14 protein-coding genes are annotated in these 17,743 nt (G+C 59.5%); 5 read left to right on the forward strand and 9 right to left on the reverse strand.

From position 1 onward, the window contains the following. Positions 1-17: 17 nt before the first annotated feature. Positions 18-1,010 carry a GPO family capsid scaffolding protein gene (locus ACTOWJ_RS20355; protein WP_441336443.1) on the reverse strand — a complete coding sequence of 331 codons (993 nt, stop codon included), beginning with the start codon at positions 1,008-1,010 and terminating at the stop codon, positions 18-20. Here ACTOWJ_RS20355 and ACTOWJ_RS20360 point away from each other — a divergent pair. After that, the gene (locus ACTOWJ_RS20360) at positions 1,001-2,761 is read left to right on the forward strand and encodes a terminase ATPase subunit family protein (protein WP_441336444.1); all 1,761 of its coding nucleotides are present in this window, start codon (positions 1,001-1,003) and stop codon (positions 2,759-2,761) included. The two genes, ACTOWJ_RS20355 and ACTOWJ_RS20360, sit on opposite strands and share 10 nt — an antisense overlap. Beyond that, a complete protein-coding gene (locus tag ACTOWJ_RS20365) occupies positions 2,761-3,774 on the forward strand; it encodes a phage portal protein (protein WP_441336445.1) in 1,014 nt (337 codons plus the stop codon). The genes ACTOWJ_RS20360 and ACTOWJ_RS20365 overlap by 1 nt, the downstream gene beginning before the upstream one ends. An 83-nt stretch (positions 3,775-3,857) precedes the next feature. Here ACTOWJ_RS20365 and ACTOWJ_RS20370 read toward each other — a convergent pair whose 3' ends face one another. The 8 genes from ACTOWJ_RS20370 to ACTOWJ_RS20405 all read right to left on the reverse strand — a co-directional run bounded on the left by ACTOWJ_RS20370 (position 3,858) and on the right by ACTOWJ_RS20405 (position 15,085). Then, the gene (locus ACTOWJ_RS20370) at positions 3,858-4,856 is read right to left on the reverse strand and encodes a hypothetical protein (RefSeq protein WP_441336446.1); all 999 of its coding nucleotides are present in this window, start codon (positions 4,854-4,856) and stop codon (positions 3,858-3,860) included. Then, entirely contained in the window at positions 4,853-5,686 is an 834-nt protein-coding gene (locus tag ACTOWJ_RS20375) for a hypothetical protein (protein ID WP_441336447.1), read from the reverse strand. The genes ACTOWJ_RS20370 and ACTOWJ_RS20375 overlap by 4 nt, the downstream gene beginning before the upstream one ends. 204 nt (positions 5,687-5,890) lie before the next feature. Beyond that, positions 5,891-9,478, reverse strand: a complete 3,588-nt coding sequence (locus ACTOWJ_RS20380) for a peptidoglycan-binding protein (protein WP_441336448.1) — start codon at positions 9,476-9,478, stop codon at positions 5,891-5,893. 50 nt (positions 9,479-9,528) lie between these two features. Beyond that, positions 9,529-10,173 carry a DUF1629 domain-containing protein gene (locus ACTOWJ_RS20385; protein ID WP_441336449.1) on the reverse strand — a complete coding sequence of 215 codons (645 nt, stop codon included), beginning with the start codon at positions 10,171-10,173 and terminating at the stop codon, positions 9,529-9,531. A gap of 1,056 nt (positions 10,174-11,229) precedes the next feature. Further along, a complete protein-coding gene (locus ACTOWJ_RS20390; protein ID WP_441336450.1) occupies positions 11,230-12,339 on the reverse strand; it encodes a DUF4238 domain-containing protein in 1,110 nt (369 codons plus the stop codon). 4 nt (positions 12,340-12,343) lie between these two features. Beyond that, a complete protein-coding gene (locus ACTOWJ_RS20395) occupies positions 12,344-12,964 on the reverse strand; it encodes a hypothetical protein (protein ID WP_441336451.1) in 621 nt (206 codons plus the stop codon). Positions 12,965-12,994: 30 nt separating this feature from the next. Then, positions 12,995-13,930, reverse strand: a complete 936-nt coding sequence (locus tag ACTOWJ_RS20400; RefSeq protein WP_441336452.1) for a hypothetical protein — start codon at positions 13,928-13,930, stop codon at positions 12,995-12,997. Positions 13,931-13,996: 66 nt separating this feature from the next. Next, positions 13,997-15,085, reverse strand: coding sequence for a tyrosine-type recombinase/integrase (locus ACTOWJ_RS20405; RefSeq protein WP_441336453.1), 1,089 nt, complete (start codon positions 15,083-15,085; stop codon positions 13,997-13,999). A 98-nt stretch (positions 15,086-15,183) separates the two neighbouring features. On the opposite strand from ACTOWJ_RS20405, the gene dusA reads away from it, so the two are divergent. The 3 genes from dusA to ACTOWJ_RS20420 all read left to right on the forward strand — a co-directional run bounded on the left by dusA (position 15,184) and on the right by ACTOWJ_RS20420 (position 17,714). Continuing rightward, positions 15,184-16,194, forward strand: coding sequence for a tRNA dihydrouridine(20/20a) synthase DusA (dusA, locus tag ACTOWJ_RS20410; RefSeq protein ID WP_441336454.1), 1,011 nt, complete (start codon positions 15,184-15,186; stop codon positions 16,192-16,194). A gap of 69 nt (positions 16,195-16,263) precedes the next feature. Beyond that, on the forward strand, positions 16,264-17,190 hold the full coding sequence (locus ACTOWJ_RS20415) for an arginine deiminase-related protein (protein WP_441336455.1): 927 nt from the start codon (positions 16,264-16,266) through the stop codon (positions 17,188-17,190). A 173-nt stretch (positions 17,191-17,363) separates the two neighbouring features. Continuing rightward, a complete protein-coding gene (locus ACTOWJ_RS20420) occupies positions 17,364-17,714 on the forward strand; it encodes a hypothetical protein (protein ID WP_441336456.1) in 351 nt (116 codons plus the stop codon). Positions 17,715-17,743: the final 29 nt, after the last annotated feature.

Here is a 17,743-nt window from a genome sequence, read left to right on the forward strand (position 1 = left end):
GGGCAGCGCGAGGCGGATTAGCAGTCGGTGAAGGCGTCGGCGTCGGCACCGGTCGCGGTCGGCCGGTTCGGCTCGCCGTTGGGCGTCACGTCGAGCAGTTCCCGAAACGCTTTGAGTTCGCGTTCGGTGTCCGAGCGATAGCGGTCGAATTCTTCGCGGATTGCCTGCGCCTCGCGGTTGCGCTCGCCGATGGCGGTTGACGTATCGCCGGCCACCTTGGCGATTTGTTCAACCGCGCTATGCACGTCGGCGAACCGGGCATCGTCGGTGCGGCTCTTGATGCCGAGCAGCGAGCGGACTTTGTTGAACAGCGTTTCGCCCGGCGTTGCGGGTTCTTCGGCCTCGTCATCGAATGAAAACTCGATGGGTTCGGCGACGGTAAACACAGAGTTGGCGCTGAACTTGCGCGAGGCGTAGGGATGGCCGCCGGGGTTGGTGGCGGCGAAGGTCAGCATTTCAGTCCCCAGGCTCGCGGGGCTGTCGGTGACGGCTAGTCCCGTGAGATAGGCGCGGCCGGTGCTGGCGAAATCGGGCTCGATCTCGATAGACGAATAGAGCTTCTGTTTCTTCTTGTTGAGCGCGACCAACGAAGTCGTGGGCTGAATCTGGGCGAACAGCGCGAGTTTGCGTTCGCCGTTGATCTCGACCATTTCGGTTTTGAGCGCCAGCACGTCGCCATACGCACCGAAGGGGGATTCGGGACTGACCGAGCGAATGTGTTCCATCCACACACGCGCGGCATAGGTCTCGCGGTTGTAGGTGGCGGCCGCGTCGAGCAGCCACGAACGTTCGATTACACGTCGGTCGCACGTGTTGCCCTCGACAGCGACGCGGTAGAACTTGACTTGCTTTGCCACCAGAGAACCCCGGACGAATGTTGTTTCGATGGGGTTATGGTCGATGCCGGCAATGGCTCGCAGCAACGCAACACACGCGTGTAAAGCGCATACACGCGGCGTAACGTTGCAAGCTTCGTGCGCGCGCGAACTAGCTTGCGTGCATGCTTTCATTCACGCCTGCGCCCAACATCGATCACCGCCGCAGTGCCCGCGCTCTGTACTGGCAGGGCTGGCGCATTACCGATATCGCGAAGTTCTACGCGCTTGCGCGAACCACGGTCGAAAGCTGGAAACAGCGTGACAAATGGGATGACGCATCGCCGATTGAGCGCTTGGAATCCTCGATTGAAGCGCGGGTGGTGCAGCTCGTCCACAAAGACCCGAAGACCGGCGCCGATTACAAAGAAATCGACCTGTTATGTCGCCAGATCGAACGCACGGCGCGGGTGCGCCGCTACAGCGAGCCGGGCGGCCACGAAGGTGACTTGAATCCGAACATCGCGAACCGCAACGCAAAGCCAAAGCGTAAGCCAGTGCGCAACGCGTTCAGCGAGGAACAGCAAGCAAAACTGATTTCGTCGTTTGACGATCAGCTATTCGGCTATCAACGGTACTGGCGCAAGAACGCATTCGGCGAGCGCATCCGCAACATTCTGAAATCGCGCCAGATCGGTGCGACGTTCTATTTCGCGCGTGAGGCATTGGTCGACGCGCTGGAAACCGGCCGGAATCAAATCTTCCTGTCGGCTAGCAAGGCGCAGGCGCACGTGTTCAAACAGTACATTGCGCAGTTCGCGCAGTCCGTCGATGTGGACCTGACCGGCGATCCGATCATCTTGCCGAACGGCGCGACGCTGTACTTCCTCGGCACCAATGTGCGGACGGCGCAGAGCTATCACGGCAATCTGTACTTTGACGAATATTTTTGGACCCATCAGTTCGAAGAATTGCGCAAGGTCGCGGCCGGCATGGCGTTGCACAAGCACTGGCGGCAAACCTACTTCTCTACGCCGTCGAGCGTCACGCATCAAGCCTATGCGTTCTGGACGGGTTCGGCGTTCAACAAGGGACGCAGGAAAGAGGATCGGGTCAAGGTTGATGTGTCGCACGAAGCCCTGCGCGACGGTCGCATGTGCGCGGATGGTCAGTGGCGCCAGATCGTCACCATTGAGGACGCGCTACGCCAGGGCTGCAACCTGTTCGACCTCGATCAACTGCGCTTGGAGTACAGCCCGGACGAATGGGCGAACTTGCTTATGTGCGAGTTCGTGGACGACACGCTATCGGTATTCCCGCTTGCGGAGATGCAGCGGTGTTTTGTCGATTCGTGGAGCGTGTGGGATGACTTCAAGCCGTTTGCGCTGCGACCGCTCGGCCATCGTGAGGTGTGGGTCGGCTATGACCCCGCCTTGACCGGCGACAGTGCCGGGCTGGTCGTGGTCGCGCCGCCGCTGGTGCCGGGCGGGAAGTTCCGTCTGTTGGAAAAGCACCAATGGCGCGGAATGGACTTCAAGACCCAAGCCGAGCGCATCCGGAAAATCACGCAGCAATACAACGTGACCTATATCGGCGTGGACGCAACCGGCGTCGGTGCGGGCGTCTTTCCGTTGGTGCGCGACTTCTTCCCGAGCGTTCGCAACATCACGTATTCGGTGGAAACCAAAACCCGAATGGTGTTGAAAGCAAAGGACGTGATCGCCAGCGGGCGTTTGGAGTTCGATGCGGCGTGGACCGATATCGCGCAGGCGTTTATGTCGATCCGCAAGGCTCTGACCGCGACCGGCCGACAAGCCACTTACGAAGCCAGCCGCAGCGATGACATAGGCCATGCCGATTTGGCTTGGGCCGTGATGCACGCGTTGGACAACGAGCCCTTAGAGGGCATGACCGCCCGCCATCGTTCCATTGTGGAGATAATTTGATGAGTTCTGTTGCGCCTGCGGAAGCGGCGACCCATACGAAAGCCAAGGCGCAAGCCTTCAGCTTCGGCGAGCCGGTGCCCGTGCTGGACAAGCGCGGCTTGCTGGAGCATCTGGAATGCGTGCGCGCTGGCAAGTGGTACGAACCCCCGGTGTCGTTGGATGGTCTAGCGCGGGCGTTTCGGTCGAGCCCGCATCATGCATCCGCGATGTATACGAAGTGCAATATTTTGGTGTCCACGTTCGTGCCGCATCGCTTGCTCAGTGGCGATCAGTTCGAAAAGCTGGCGCTAGACACGATTGCCCTCGGCAATGGATACCTTGAGCGGCGGGACGCGCGGAGCCGCAAGCCGTTGGCGCTGAAACATGCACTGGCGAAGTTCGTTCGGCGCGGAGTGGATGATGGTCAATACTTCTTCGTTCGCGGTTGGGAAGACGAACATGAATTCGCGACCGACAGCGTTTTTCACGTCATGGAGCCGGATATCAATCAAGAGATTTACGGCGTTCCGCAGTACATGAGCGCGTTGCAATCGGCGCTGTTGAATGAGTCGGCGACGTTGTTCCGGCGCAAGTATTACCTCAACGGCAGCCATGCCGGTTTCATCATGTACGTCAACGATGCGGCGCAGGATCAGGCTGACATTGATGCAATGCGCAATGCGCTGCGCGATGCGAAGGGCGTCGGCAACTTCCGCAATCTGTTCCTGTACTCGCCGAACGGAAAGAAAGACGGCGTGCAGGTCATCCCGATTAGCGAAGTCGCGGCGAAGGATGAGTTTCTAGGGATCAAGGGCGCGACACGGGATGACGTGCTCGCCGCGCATCGGGTGCCGCCGCAGTTGTTGGGGATCGTGCCGAACAATACGGGCGGCTTTGGTGACGTGGAGAAGGCGGCCCGAGTGTTCGCACGAAACGAATTGCTGCCGCTGCAAACCCGATTCCTGCGCATCAATGAGTGGATAGGAGATGAGGTGGTGCGCTTCCTGCCGTATTCGCTTGATACGGCGGGGTAGTTCGCTTGGCCGGCGAGTGTCGCGCCATGCGAAGAGCATGGCGCGACTGTTGATGCTGATCAGATTGCACTATGGAACGTGGGTCAGTCGGTGATAATGACTCGATTGATTCGCTTTGGTTCGCCGCTCGGACGTTCCTTCAGCGACCCGGCTGGTCTAGTGCATGTGCTCGTATGATCGACCGCATTTGTTACGACGCCATTGGCGTCGACCAAAGTGGTGCGCCACTTAAATACAGCTGTAGGCAACGGGTCGCCGGGGGTGCATTTGAAATTGAACGTCAGCGGAGACGGGGCGCTGTTGGGGTAGCTTCCGTCGTAACTACTGCATGACCATCCGCTCGCACACTGAATGTTCTTCGTCTTCCGTTGTACCGGAAATACGGGAGTGCCGGCGTAGTAGATTTTGGCGGGAATGTTCACTTGCTGCGGCCCTGATACATCCGGAATGCTTGTGATTCGAAGGGCCTTGTAATTGTCAATGTAGGCTTGCTTTTCGGCTTGGCATAACGTCCGCTGACTATCCCCTGGCCCGAACTCCGGGAACATCGCACAGGCTCTATCGGTTGCATCGTGATCAAACCCGACAACATGTCCAAACTCGTGGAGTATTACGGATTGCCAATCAAGTGATTCGAGAGGAATGGGCTCTAAGCAAGAAAACTGCACCTGCGTCGGATCGAGATTCCGGAGGCGTCGCTTGTCTACCCGAATATCCGCGTAGTCAATGATTTTGGTCGTGAGATTCCATTTTAGCCTCGTGCCCATTGTGGCTCGCGCATCCTGCAGGATTCCGTCGTCAATAGTCACGTTCGCTCTATCGTATGCGTCCGTTTGATCTTCGATACGAGGCGTGCTAATAAAAAAGTCCGGAACCAGGATGAAATTTGCGCCCACGGCGTTCCAAGTATTAATGGCGTTCGTGGTGGGCTGGACGCAGTCCGTAGGAATCGAAATGTGCATGCCTACGATGATGGAAGCTGGGCCATGTTTTGCTAAAGCGGTAGGAAGCGCAGCATGAGCCATCCCTGCACAGATCATTGCTCCGGTAGTTAACAAGGCACGTAGGGTAAAGGTTTTCATTGCAACCCTCCGACCTTGTTCTTACGTTTGGAAAGACTCTTTAGATCGGCCTCAACAGATTTGATGTCTTTCGGATTGACGCCAACCTGCATTGAGTGAGAACGACGAAGCAATAGGCCATCGTCAGCAATCTCATACGCATCGTGCGGCAGCGCGGTGAAGCTGCTTTCGGACTGCTTGTTAGTCAGAGTAACGAACTGTTCGTACCAGTTCTTGGATAGAACGAGTAGATATTTCTTGCCCGGCACGAAGTCGATATCGGTAAAATCCTTCTGATAATTTCCGTTCGGTAAAGGCCCAGAATTCCTAGGGATGCGAACTACATCGCCGGGCACTCGCGATCCTTTCAACGTCTTCCCGACCGTGAAGGGGATTTCGGCGAGAAACCCGTCAATACGACTCCGCTCCTGTTGCGCATCTCCGGCTGTTGCGATCACGATGGTGTCGGCCATCAACATCGCTTCAGATGACGATGTTGTTCCCCCAAAAAACCTATGGGCGATATCAAAGAGATCGATGTTGAGCTTCTTGTAAGTTTGAACGTCCGCAGCCGTAAAGCCCAATGCTGCTAAATCGATTGCGGTGTCACGCGATGCTGCGTCGGAAGCACTCGCGGATGAAGCAACACGCACGTTGCCCGTTCCAAGCAACTGCTGATAGTTGGCCAGCCGGCCGCGTCGCGTGACGGCTTGAAGGCGCTCTTGCTGATCTTTCTGTGCCTGCTGCTGCTTAGTTACAGGCACCACGTTCTTGACTTGCGCGTATGTCGGGCTGGATGCGCCAATTCCGACTGCCACGGTTGCAAATAGTAAGGCTCGCCACATTTTCACTTTTCTCCATGTGAGGTGTGTTACCTGATATCCAATCCCCTCGCTGTCACCACCAGATTCAACGTCGTGGCCGCTTAGCGTTGGCTTGCAATCACGATACCGGTGCCGTTAGCGCACTTTCTCGTGAATCCTTTCTATCATTACCTAGCCCCATCGCTAGGGACGAGACGGGGCGCGTAGTTCTCTAAAAGAGCGGGAAAGTGTTCAGAGTTCCGGGCGCATCGCGTCCGTTTGCTTTTGGCTCTGCTCTTGCTGCGCCAGCTCTCGTTCTTTGGCCTGTTGCAGCTCGTAATGCTGGGTAAGTGCCTGCGCCTCGCGCAACGAGTCTTGCATCGGCGGCGCCGGCCCGTTCGCCTCAACGCCCGCACGATATCCCGGCGTCACACTGCCGAGCCATAGCGTGCCGTCTGCAACGCCAACCTGTCCAAGCCGGTCAACATCCGGTATGCCGTTGCGCTTGGCCTCAACCATCGCGAGCGCGACGGTTTCATCGGACACATTCGGCGCACTCCCGCGAATCTTGGCGAACATCGCTTGATCTTTCGGACTTAGTTGCGACAGATCGAACGATGGCTCGGGCGTAGGGTTCGGCGCAGTTCGCGAAGGCTCATGCGTCTGGTCCTCGTCGTCCCTACCGTCTGCGCGCGACGGTGCCGCGCGCCCCGGTGCATAGGCGACCGCTTCGGCGAGCGGTGCCGGCTCGCGGGTTTGCGCGGTCACTGTGGATTGGTTGCGCTTTTCCGCCTCGACGGTCGGGGCTGTCTCTCGCGTCGGAGTGTGGGGCGGCGTGTCCGGTGCCGTGCGGTCGGGAGACCGTACGACCTGCGGCGTGTCGTCGCTGGCTGCTGTAGGCGGTCGGTGTTCGTGTACGGGCCGCGCATGCGTCTCGTAGGGCGCAGGAGCGACAACGGCGACGGGTTCCGCGGTCGCCACGGGGTCGGGCCGGGGCGCGCTGCGGGCCGGCTCCTGTGACGATGCAGGCGCGTCCGGGCCGCCGACCTTGGATGACTCGATACGCGCATGTTGTGCCGCCGACAAAGCTTGTTGCGTCGTCGGGTCGGTCATGCCGGTATCGGTCATCCCTTGATCGCGCTGGAACTGGCGCACGGCTTGTTCCGTCGCGGCGTCGTACTGTCCCGTTAGCGGCAAGGGCTCGCCGTCTGGACCGCGATAGCCGACTCGTTGCAGCTTGAACTGCAACAGTTCCACATCCTGCCCTTGGCTGCCTGGACGCAGCGTATCGTCCTGCGGGGGCGCGGCGGTGCTCGGTGGCGTGATTGCTGCATCCGGTGCAGGGGCGGCCGGTTGTGATCGCGTTAGCGGCGGCGCGTCTTCGGGCGCCACCGCTTGAGGTTGCGCAACGGGCGGCGTTTCCGCTTGCGTGGGCGGCTCCGGTTTGGGCGGTGTTGGCTCGGGTACCACTTCCACCGCAGACGCTGCGGCGACTACCGCAGGCGCGGGGGTGAATGAACGCTCACGTTCCGGGCCGCTATCCGACAGGGTGACCGAAGGGGCTTCGGTGCGAGCGGGCGGCCTGTCGATCGCTATCGATTCCGCGCGAGGCGCATCGGGCGAAGCGGCCTGCACGGTTGTCTGTTGTGCGACCTGCTGCACTTGATCGTGCGACAGACCTTCCCGATTGGCTTCGCGCAAGGCTTGTTCGTGTGCTTCGCGTTGCTGCGGTGATAGCGCGGCGATTCGCAATTCCGGCGTGTCCGGTATGAGCGGGGGTGGCGCTCGTAAGTCCACCATCGCTAATGCTATTTCATCTGGACTCGTCACCGCCGCCACGCGGACGACGCCTGCGCTGTCGGTGCGCAGATGATTGATGGGGCTGTTTACGTCGTACTTGCCTTGCGCACTACGCTCAAGTGACAGCGACGATGTTGCGCGGTCGATGCCCTGTGCGTCGCGTGTTCGCTCCACGGCTTCCATCGCGGCGGCAAAATGCTCCGGGTCCGGCTGGACGCCATACGCCCTATAGGTCGTAAGCAGATTGTCCCGGTCTTGTTCCTCTCGCGTTGGCGGTTGCCATTGCGGAATGGTCGCCGTTTGTTCTTTATGCTGCGCAATCTGCGGTTCCAATGCGTTGCGCGTGTTGTCTAGCTCTTGCTGCAAGTTGCCTTGTGCAATCGTGCCCGGTGCGCCTTCGCGCTGCCATTGACCGTTTTCGTTGTGGCGGTATTGCTTGCCGTCAGACGCTGTTAGGGTGCCAGCGCTCAATGCCGCATCTACGGCGGGTAGCTTCTCGCCGAACGATTGCCAGCCAGCGGCGCGATAGGCCAGTTCGTAGCGTGCGGCAATCGGAGCCGGCCCGCTGGCGATGTTGTCGCGGATGATTTGCTCCGACGCGGCATTTAGCTCGGCTGCGCGCTCCGGGGTGGCGGATTCGGCGTGAGTCATAGGCACGCCGCGCTGTTCAAAGCCGACGACGACGTTTCGATTCCATTCGCCGGTTTGGGGGTTGTGTTCCCAATCGGCTCTTTGCAGGCTTGCCGTATCGCTCCGCACGGCGCGGAGTGTGTACGGATCGCGCGGCGGCTCCACGTTCCCCAGCGCTAACGCGGTCGCGGCATTGCTCGCCTTGTAGCTCAATTCGCGGGCCTTTTCCGGCAATGCAGAAAACTCCTGCTCAACGGGTTTACTCAAGCTGTCGCTGTTTAGGTTCGCCGGTTGGTCGCGGACCCATTGCCGCCCGTTGAAACTCCAATCTACCTGCTCACGGTCGGTCTGATTAAAGACTTTGTGGTCATCCCACAGTTTGGCGATCTTCTCGCCAACGTAGCTACCAGACACCCCGCCGACCGCGATAAAGCCGAGTGCACCGACGCCAGTCCAGCCGCCAACGGCGAGGCCGGAAGCTGCGCCACCAACAAAACCGCCGACACCCCGACCAGCGTAGTGCGCCATCTGCGATTGCGCGGCGAGCGGATTATCTTGCGCAAGAGACCTCGCAGTTCGCTCGCCGGCCTCGGCGGCCTCAACGACCCCAGCGACCAAGCCAGCGCCGACAACTGCCTTAATCGCCGCGCCGCGCCCTATGGCTCGCGCGGTCGAGCGCTCCGTGGTGGCTAAGTCAGCTTCGATGTGGGGCGCAAACGTCGCGCGAAGTTCGGTGACGCTGGACTCCGAAACCGTCAATCGCCCTCCGCCATGAGCTTGATTGATCGCATCGCGCAGCGTGAGGTGACCATCGACGCCTTCGCCTTTCGTAGGTTTGAGGCTTGGTTGATTTACCGCCCTTACTGTCGCGAGAACATTTTTCTCGGAGTGGACAACCGCAGCCCACTCCGACTCAGGCATAGGCAGCTTGTGGACCTGGCTGATTTGTGTGGCGTGGGACCGGGCGTATCCCTCGACATCATCGAAAAAATCTTGTGTTTTCAGTCTGGACTGCGCGGAAGTCATTCCGGCCGGCGTGTTCGTATAGACGTCGCCGTTTACCAATGCGACCTTGAGTGTGTCCTGCAAGTGATGCACACGTTCAACCACGCGCTCCGCAGCGGCGCGATCGCCGTTGAGCGAGGCCTTTCCATCCTTGGTTGCGGAGATCTCGTTTAGCTGAAATAGAACGCCGTCCGAGTACGCCTTGAAGTGGCCTCCCGTGTGAGGGCTGACTCCTAACGTGCCGGCTAGCACTTTGTCATCGGGTAGATAAATCGTATTGCGGGGACTGTCGAGATCGTGCAGCCCCATTGCCTTAAGCTTTTGTAAGAGCGGGCTTCGGTCGAAAGCCTTGTTCTGCTCGATACAGTGATGCCACTCGAAGACGTGGCGCTCTGGCGAATTCATGCGGCGTATCCCTGCCTAAATGTGATGCCTGGACTTGCGACGAGGACCAATCAATCCTTGGTCATGTCAATAAAGCGGATGCCAGTAAATCCATGTCCGCCAAGTGAATTTCGCGTCACCCAGTCGCAGAATACGAAGTCCCCTGAATATGGCGTTCTGAAGACGTGTGCGGCGTCCAGCACGTCACTCTTGAACACCAAATTGACGTTCCCTCCCAGGCGGTAATATTTGCCGTTGTCGTATTCATCACTCATAACGACCCGGAGTCGCGAGCGCTCTTCGTCCACGGCATCCAGTTCGCGAACGACATCGCATAAGAAACGTTGAGGCCCAGGTGTCCCGTCAGGGAGCGTGAAGTCGCATGCAACGAATGCGAAGCCTTGTGGATCGACCGTCTCTAGCACGTTCTTCAATGGCTCCGAGACAAGCCAATATCCACTCAGACTAGCCTCAAGATCGCGAGGCATGTCGCCTGCGTCCGGGTCATAAACCAGATGAGGTTTTTCTGGCATCGCCGGGAACCCACCGCTCTCCGGCCGAATAATTAAGCGGGGTGGGCTCAGCAACTTGTGTTCATTGGCGATCACGACGCCATGTCCTGGACCCTCGCCACGTATGTCCGTGTCGATGATGAAGAACTTCCCCTGCTTGGGAACACGCTGCGTGTTGGTTTGCATGGCGGCTGCGCTCGTCATTACGGTGTCCGTCCTGGATTGCAGCGAGTATCGCCTATGGGCTGTACCGCTGGCATAGGATTTTTCCTACGCGAGAGTAAGGCCCCCCCTCACGGGACTAGTTATGTGTCGCAAGTCGCACGGAACTGCGTCTGAGGGCGTGCGGGGCAGCTAGAGGCGCTGGCGCGCGGTCGAGACCCCGCCACGCCTTCCCGCTACTTGTGCGGCATTCGACTCAAATCGTAGAGGCGGCCGGGAGTCCCGCCCGCAATGGCGATAGCTACGCTCGGCGGGAGCACTTTTTCGACGCGAATAGACGCACGCAAGACGGTTCTTCGGGGCTGCGGCGGGTGCCGATTCCGCACGCTCGATCAGTCGATGAGATGAGCGGAAATCGCGGCGCTTCCCCAGGTATGGGGAGGGGGCATCGGAAAACGGTAACCTCATCCGAAAGGCGCGTTTTTAGCTCTTAAGCAACTGATATAGAACGGGTTCTCAGGTTACCGCAGAGCGGTAATTTTCGGTAACCCAGCCGGTAACCAGTGAGTAAGTGGTTGATTTTTAAGGGGGAGCTAAGGTCAAGACATTACCTATATATAGAGGTAATTAATTACCTTCTAGTTACCCTAATGGTTACCGCCGCCCATCGCTGTAAGTCATTGTCAATATTAGGGAAAGTGGCGCCTCTGAGTCCACGTTACCCATGTTACCGATTTCCGATGCCCCCCCAAATGTTCCGGACCCCAATAGCTCCGGCCAAAGTCTGCACAATTTCGAGCTGTGAGCGGGCGACTTCGACGGGCGCCATGCCTTCCAGCCTTGTTCGAACCGGGTCGTGATCGCGCCGCGCGTCCCCCTTAGCGCCGATCTTGCGCTCGGCATCGCCGGCAAGGTCCTGGACGATGAGTAATGGCAGCCCGAGGAACGGGGAGACCCAGGTCGCTGGGTACGGCGTCGTGCTCTGATTGAACTGCGTGGAGATGACGGCGGTTCCGGGATACCCTCGAACTCTAGGGCATAGCGGATACGGGCCGGGTCGGTACTGTATTCGTGTGCTGTCGCGGGGCGAGTTATTTATTAATCATCATCTCGGGCACGATGGTTCGAGAGTGCCCGCTCTACTTGGGCGCGCATTCTCTTGATCTCTTCGGCGGCTCGTCGCTGCTCCTCAAGTGTCTTGGGCATACGTCCGAAAGCATCGGCTTTGATGACCCTGCCGTCATTCATCTGCGCATATGTCTCCCCCGTATTCCGCCATAACGCGGTTGTTGGAAGGAGCGTTCGTCCGAGGTCCGGCCATTGTGTTCGAGGGTGGACCGTTTCAGGAAACAGCCACTCCTCGCGGGATGCTGCCACGTAGCGGGTTGCGCGCTTTTTGAGTATCAGGTTGATCGCAGCAACTTGGGCTGCATTGATCTCGCGATGTTCTATTTGATGCGTCGCAACTAAAGAAAATCCATACATACGCGGATTAGTGCGAGGCCGCTTTAACTGTGCGCGCATGTCAGGCTTATGCGCGTACTCCGAATGAGTAAGAACTAAGCATCTTTTTGCATCGAGAGGGAAAATAGTTTGAGTCCCTTTCCAGAACGCACCAGGGTCATTAGGGGGGCGGCATTCGGCTGCTCCGGAGTATGACGCCTTGTTGTAGGACGTGACGGGGTGATCTGTAATGATGAATCCGGCGTCGGGGTCATTGGTGTACACAATGTCTTGAAACCCCTCGGACCAAGCCAAGCAGCGCAGATCACGAAACTGTTCTAGTCCGCGCATGATTTGAAAGTGATTCGCTGCTCCCGGCATCCAAGACTTCAGCCAAGCTAGGCCCTTCGGCGTGCGTAGAGTTTGCGCCGACATATATGAGAAAAAATTCTCAAAGTGATCTTGGTTGATCGGAGTTCGCGCGGGGTTGCTTGCAACCACATCTAGCGCTAAAGCGCCAAGACGATCGACCTCGCCAAAGAACAGCGTTTCGTACAGGTCGCGATTTCGACCAGGTACGTCGACCGAATAGAGATTTGGGGAGCAAAAGCATTTCTTTGTCCCCCATTGCTCGCAATCCCTCATGCGGACGCGGCGTCCATTGACCTCTCTCCATGGATCGAGGTTCAAGTAGTGCAGGTTTGTCTCATTCGCCGAGAGGAATCGGCGCTGATACCACTGCGGGACGTAGTGATGACTTGTCATGTTCTTAAGGTTGTTGCGGCTTCGTTGAGTCGGTCATGTCAAGTGGATGTTCCCATTTGTACGTCTCCGGAAGCTCCACGGGCTTGCTTAGGTATCTGTTAAGCAATTCAGCAAGTTGGCGCAATTCTCGATCAATGACCAAATGGAAGTTGTCTATTTTTTCTGTCTTCAAGAATGAGTGGCCAAATTCGGCTGTCGGAAATGTCTCGGCAGCGCCCTCTACCCATCCGTTATACAGTTTCAGTGATGCCCTGAGATTTGTTATCGCGACAGCAAGCGGTTTCTCGAAGTTCAATACGTCGTCCTCAGTTGGAAGGTCGCACTTGATGAGGAGTACGTTCGCAACTGCTTGGACGCCGCTTTCTTCTAGAAAACGTTGCATGCGTGGAACAACCTCTCGAAGAAGCTTCAGGGTCATATGAGCTTCTTGGATCGATGGCGCCGCGGCAATCGCCGCGAGTTCGGCACGGAATATGGACTTTTTGCGCTCCCGTTCCCGCTCCCGTGAATGCAGCCATAGAGGGACTAGCATTGCGACTACGATTGCGGCCCACGTGCCAACTCCCGACACCCAGGTACCTATGTCGCCCCAGGCGGCCTCGTTAGGGCAAAAAATCGCTTTCATATTCGAATTTCCTGGCATGGCGATGCCTTCTTAATTCTTTCTGCTTGCTAGCATTTCGCGCACGCTAGCGATTGCTTCTTGGCTGAGTTTGCCGTGCGCGGATTCAATCGTAAAAAAACGAGTCAATCTCTCGTAATCGGCCTCGTTCGTGGTGACTACGATCTTTGATGGGTCTTCAGGCTGTCGGTGTGGTGCGCGGCGCCCTTCAAACAATCCGGAAACGAGTTGATTCTGCGCCTCGACGCGAAGGTCCATTACATACGACACCAGATCGTTCGCGTGTTCTTCAAAGCTTAGTCGGTGCTGCTCGTACTGTTGGAACAGTTCTTCGTTTATCGCCGGATAAAAAATCTGCTTAACGTTGTCGCCAATGTCGTGGCGAGGGAGCAGCCTGACTGCTATGGGGACCAAACTGTTGAAGTCCTCTCTCGTGTCGTGCGAGGCGGAAATCAGCGCGAATCGAAACACATCAAGCCTAGGAATCGATATCTCCCATTTTTCCACTTCGCGTATTAGCGCGCTTATGGCTTTCCCGGCGTCGCCGTGTAGATCAACTAGTACCTCGGCGCTTTGCGAAATCTCTGTCAACGGGCCGGCGCGGCCCCTGCTTCTGAGGTGAGTGTCGATACTCCATCCGCCACGCCTTAGGTAGGAGTTAACATCCAAAATCGCCTCGTTAACAGCGGTAGCGTGGCTGCTCAATGATTCGTAGATGATTAGTTGAAGTTCGTTTCGCTTGCCTTCGCGCTGAACTGCCAAGGACGCCTCGTGTCCCCGGTTAACTTGGTGCAAGATCATCTGTGCGCCTACAACGATCCCCGCCACGGTAAGCAAGTGGCCTCCGATTGCGGCCGCATTACTCAGCCACCACGCACGATCCAGAACGCCAAACAACGAAAGTACGCCGAAGGCAATAAATAGCCCGGCGATCAGTAATAGAACAATTCGAACCGCAGTAGGGAACATTGCAGGCCGCCGTGCAGACATTTGGTGCCCTCCGTGTTGGTGTCTTTCGATCCTAATAAAACGTCCTCAGGCAGCCTTCTTGCGCCGGAGATCAGCCACTTCATCGCGGTGGAGTGTTTCAGGGCGTAGCTGTGTGTACCGCTTCAACTCGTTCCAACTCTTGTGCAACGTCACGGCTGCGACCTGCTCGATGGAATAGCCCTGTTCGAACAAGCGCGACGTGGCTTCGTGGCGCAGGTCATGAAACTTCAGGTTCTTGATTCCTAGTGCCGCGCAGCAGCGGGTGAATGCGGTGCCGACAGAGTTTGCATCGTAAGGGAAAACTTCGGGGCTGCCCTTCGGTTGTCGCTGCACCAGCTCCCACATGTTGCCGAGTAATGGGAACCGTTGGTGATTTCCTTCCTTATCTCGTGGGTGCTTCGCATCGCGCAACAATGCGGTTCGCGTCTCGGCATCTAAGTCGCTGCGCATTAGTCGAACTATTTCGGACTCTCGTTTGCCGGTCCCAATTGCGAAATCGATGATGTCGTTCATCGGGATTTTCATGCGCCACGCGTTTTGGGCGAAGCGCTGCTTAATCGCCTTCAGTTCGTCTTCTGTCGGGCGTCTGTCACGCTTGCGCGACTTGGCTACCAGTTTCAACAGCTTCAGCGTGGGGCGTGCATCAGCGACTGGGTCATGATCTCGGTACAGGCTCAGCTTTCCAAGACTCGAAGCAAGGCGAAGCATTTCAGCCAGGAACCCGAGTTCAACGTTCATCGTTGCTCCGGTAACGGCGGGTATCACCTGACCTTTCGAAACGTGCTCACCCTGGCGGCGTTTCCGCGTGTATTCCACGACGTCGCCCGGTGACAGCTTGCTAGCCGTGAGGTGTCCAAGCCCTTCGGTTACGCGGGTCAGGTTTCCGGTCTGAGTCTTGCTGACCTTCTTCAGCGGCTTGACGTAGCGTTTATACCAATCAACCACCTCCGCGACGGTCCACGTGTCGAATTCGCGGACGCCCCCTCGGGCCTCTTGCGCGCCTAGATCCCGCTCCATGCGCTCGGCCCACTCCTTGGCGGCGGTCTTGGTCGGGAACGTGCGGGTTACCGCCTTGAAGCCCTTTCGACGGACAATGGCTCGCCATTTGGTGCCGCGTGCTTGCAGTGTCGCCATCCGGTGTACCACCCCTGTGCTTGGTACACTAATGGTACATCGCGGGGCGGATTCAGCAGGATTTCGCGGGACTCAACGGGGTAGGACGGGTTTTGTAAGTGATTGAAAAAATAGCAAAAACCTTGAGTTCACAAGCGATCCGGCTTTCGGTGGCCCCGATGATGGATTGGACCGACTCCCATTGCCGCGTCTTCCACCGTACCCTGGCCCCACACGCCCGGCTCTACACCGAAATGGTCCATGCCAACGCAGTGATCCATGGCGACCGCGCGCGTTTGCTGGCGATGGAGCCGGTCGAGCATCCGGTGGCCTTGCAGCTGGGCGGCAGCGAGCCGGCGCTGCTGGCGCAGGCGGCGCGGATCGGCGCCGAGCGCGGGTTCGACGAGATCAATCTCAATTGCGGCTGTCCCTCCGATCGGGTCCAGGCCGGGCGTTTCGGCGCCTGTCTGATGCGCGAGCCGACGCTGGTGGCTGAGTCGGTCGCGGCGATGGTCGAGGCCTGCGATGTGCCAGTGACGGTCAAGTGCCGGCTCGGCGTCGACGACGATCACCGCTTCGAGGTGTTTCTCGCCTTCATCGACCAGGTCGCGGCGGCCGGTTGCGCGATGTTCGTCGTGCACGCCCGTAACGCCTGGCTCAAGGGCCTGTCGCCGAAGGAAAACCGCGAAGTGCCGCCGCTGCGCTACGACTGGGCGTACCGGCTCAAGCAGGAGCGGCCGCGACTGCAGGTGATCGTCAACGGCGGCATCGCCACGCCCGAAGAGGCGACCGCGCATCTGGACCACACCGACGGCGCGATGCTCGGCCGGGCGGCGTACCACGAGCCGTATGTGCTGCATCGCCTGGACACCGCCTGGTTCGGCGGCGAACTGCGCGGTCGCGCCGAATTGCTGCGCTCGCTGCGCCCTTATGTCGAAGGACAGCTTGAGCGCGGCGTGTTTCTCAAGCACATGACCCGGCACATGCTCGGCCTGTTCCACGGCGAGCGCGGCGGGCGCGCGTTCCGGCAGATTCTCAGCGAGGGTTCGCACAAGCCCGGCGCGGATTGGTCGCTGATCGAGCAGGCGCTGGCGGTCACCGAATCCTTCGCCGCGCGCGATGCCGCCTGAAGCCGCCGTGCCGGTCCGCAACCGGGCGGGGCACGCTTCCTCATCTCTCGATGGCCTGAGCCGACTGCGATGATCACCCGCGATCTGCACGCTTTCTTCGATCACGCCCGCGGCATGGCTGCGGATTTCGGCGCCGCCATCGCGCGCGCCGCGTTTCTGGTCGCGCCCGACGGCTTCGCCCGGGCCGAGCAGTCGGCCGGCGACAACCGGTATATGGCGCAGGCGGCCGCGTTCGACCCGGACCGCGCCAGCGCTCAGCACCGCGAACTGCACCGGCAGCTGTCGGCGACCCTGCCCACGGTCTGCTTCGCCGGAGATCCGGACACTCCGGACGCACTGTTCCCCAACAATGTTTTCGCCACCACGAGCAGCCAGTCCACCGGTCCGCGCTATCTGGTCGGGCGCATGCGCCATCCGGTGCGCCAGCGCGAAGCCGAGCGCGAGGACATCCGCGGCTTTTTCGGCCAGGTGCTGGGCTACGAGGAAGCCGACCTGTCGCATCAGCCGCATCCGTGCGAGCTCACCGGCGCGCTGGTGATCGACCGCGCCCGCGGGCTCGGCTTCGCCGGCCTGTCCGAGCGCTGCGACGAGCAGGGCGCGCGGCTGATGCACCGGGCCCTGGGCCTGCGCGCGACCCTGATGTTCGATCTGGCCCCCGGCGAGTACCACACCAACGTGGTTCTGGCGGTGCTGGCCGGGCGAGCCGCGCTGGTCTGCCCGGGCGGTTTCGCCGATCCGGCCGTGGCCACGGCCATCGCCGGCTTCTACGCGCCCAACGGGATCGTCCTGTCGGCGGCCGAACATGCGGCTTTCGCCGCCAATTCGATCGCCCTGTCGACCTATGGGCTGTGGATGAGCGCGGCGGCCGGCCGCTCGCTGAGCCCGTCCACCCAGGCCGCGCTGGCCTCGGCCGGCTTCGCCGTGTCCACGGTCGAGCTGGACGCGATCGAGGCCGGCGGCGGCTCGCTGCGCTGCTGCGTGGGCGAGATCTTTTGACCGCTGGCGACCCGGCGGCGGCGGTGCCAACGTGTGATCGGGGTCCGCCCGGACTGAATGGCGGCTGGGATGCGGCGGAAAAGTTCAGATCGGATTCACCGCTACGTTCCGAAAATGCCTGCACGTTGTACGTTCGCCACATTATTGTTCCGCTGAGGTCATCCTCGAACGCCATGAGCATCCGGTCCGCCCGCGTCCTGTCCTCGCTCCTGTTCGCCGCCTCGCTGGCGGCGGCCGGTACCGTGTGGGCGCAGCGCGAGGACGGCGGCCAGCCTTGGCGTGGCCACGATCGCCGTGAGGGCGGTTCGCTGCCCGAGTCGATTCGCCGTACCGCGCGCGAAAGCGGCGGCGGCCAGGTGCTCAGCGCCGAGCGCATCCCTTTCGACGGGCGCGACGTAAACCGGGTCAAGGTGGTCGATTCCAGCGGCCGGGTCCGGGTTTTCATGGACGACCCGCAGCAGCGGGGGCGTCGCGACCGCGACGACGACCGCCCTACACGCCGCGAAGACAACGACAACGACTAACCTTCGCACCGACGGTCCACAAAAACGTC

Origin of the sequence: Lysobacter sp. CA199 (assembly GCF_052078715.1) — a bacterium.
Lineage (GTDB): Bacteria > Pseudomonadota > Gammaproteobacteria > Xanthomonadales > Xanthomonadaceae > Lysobacter.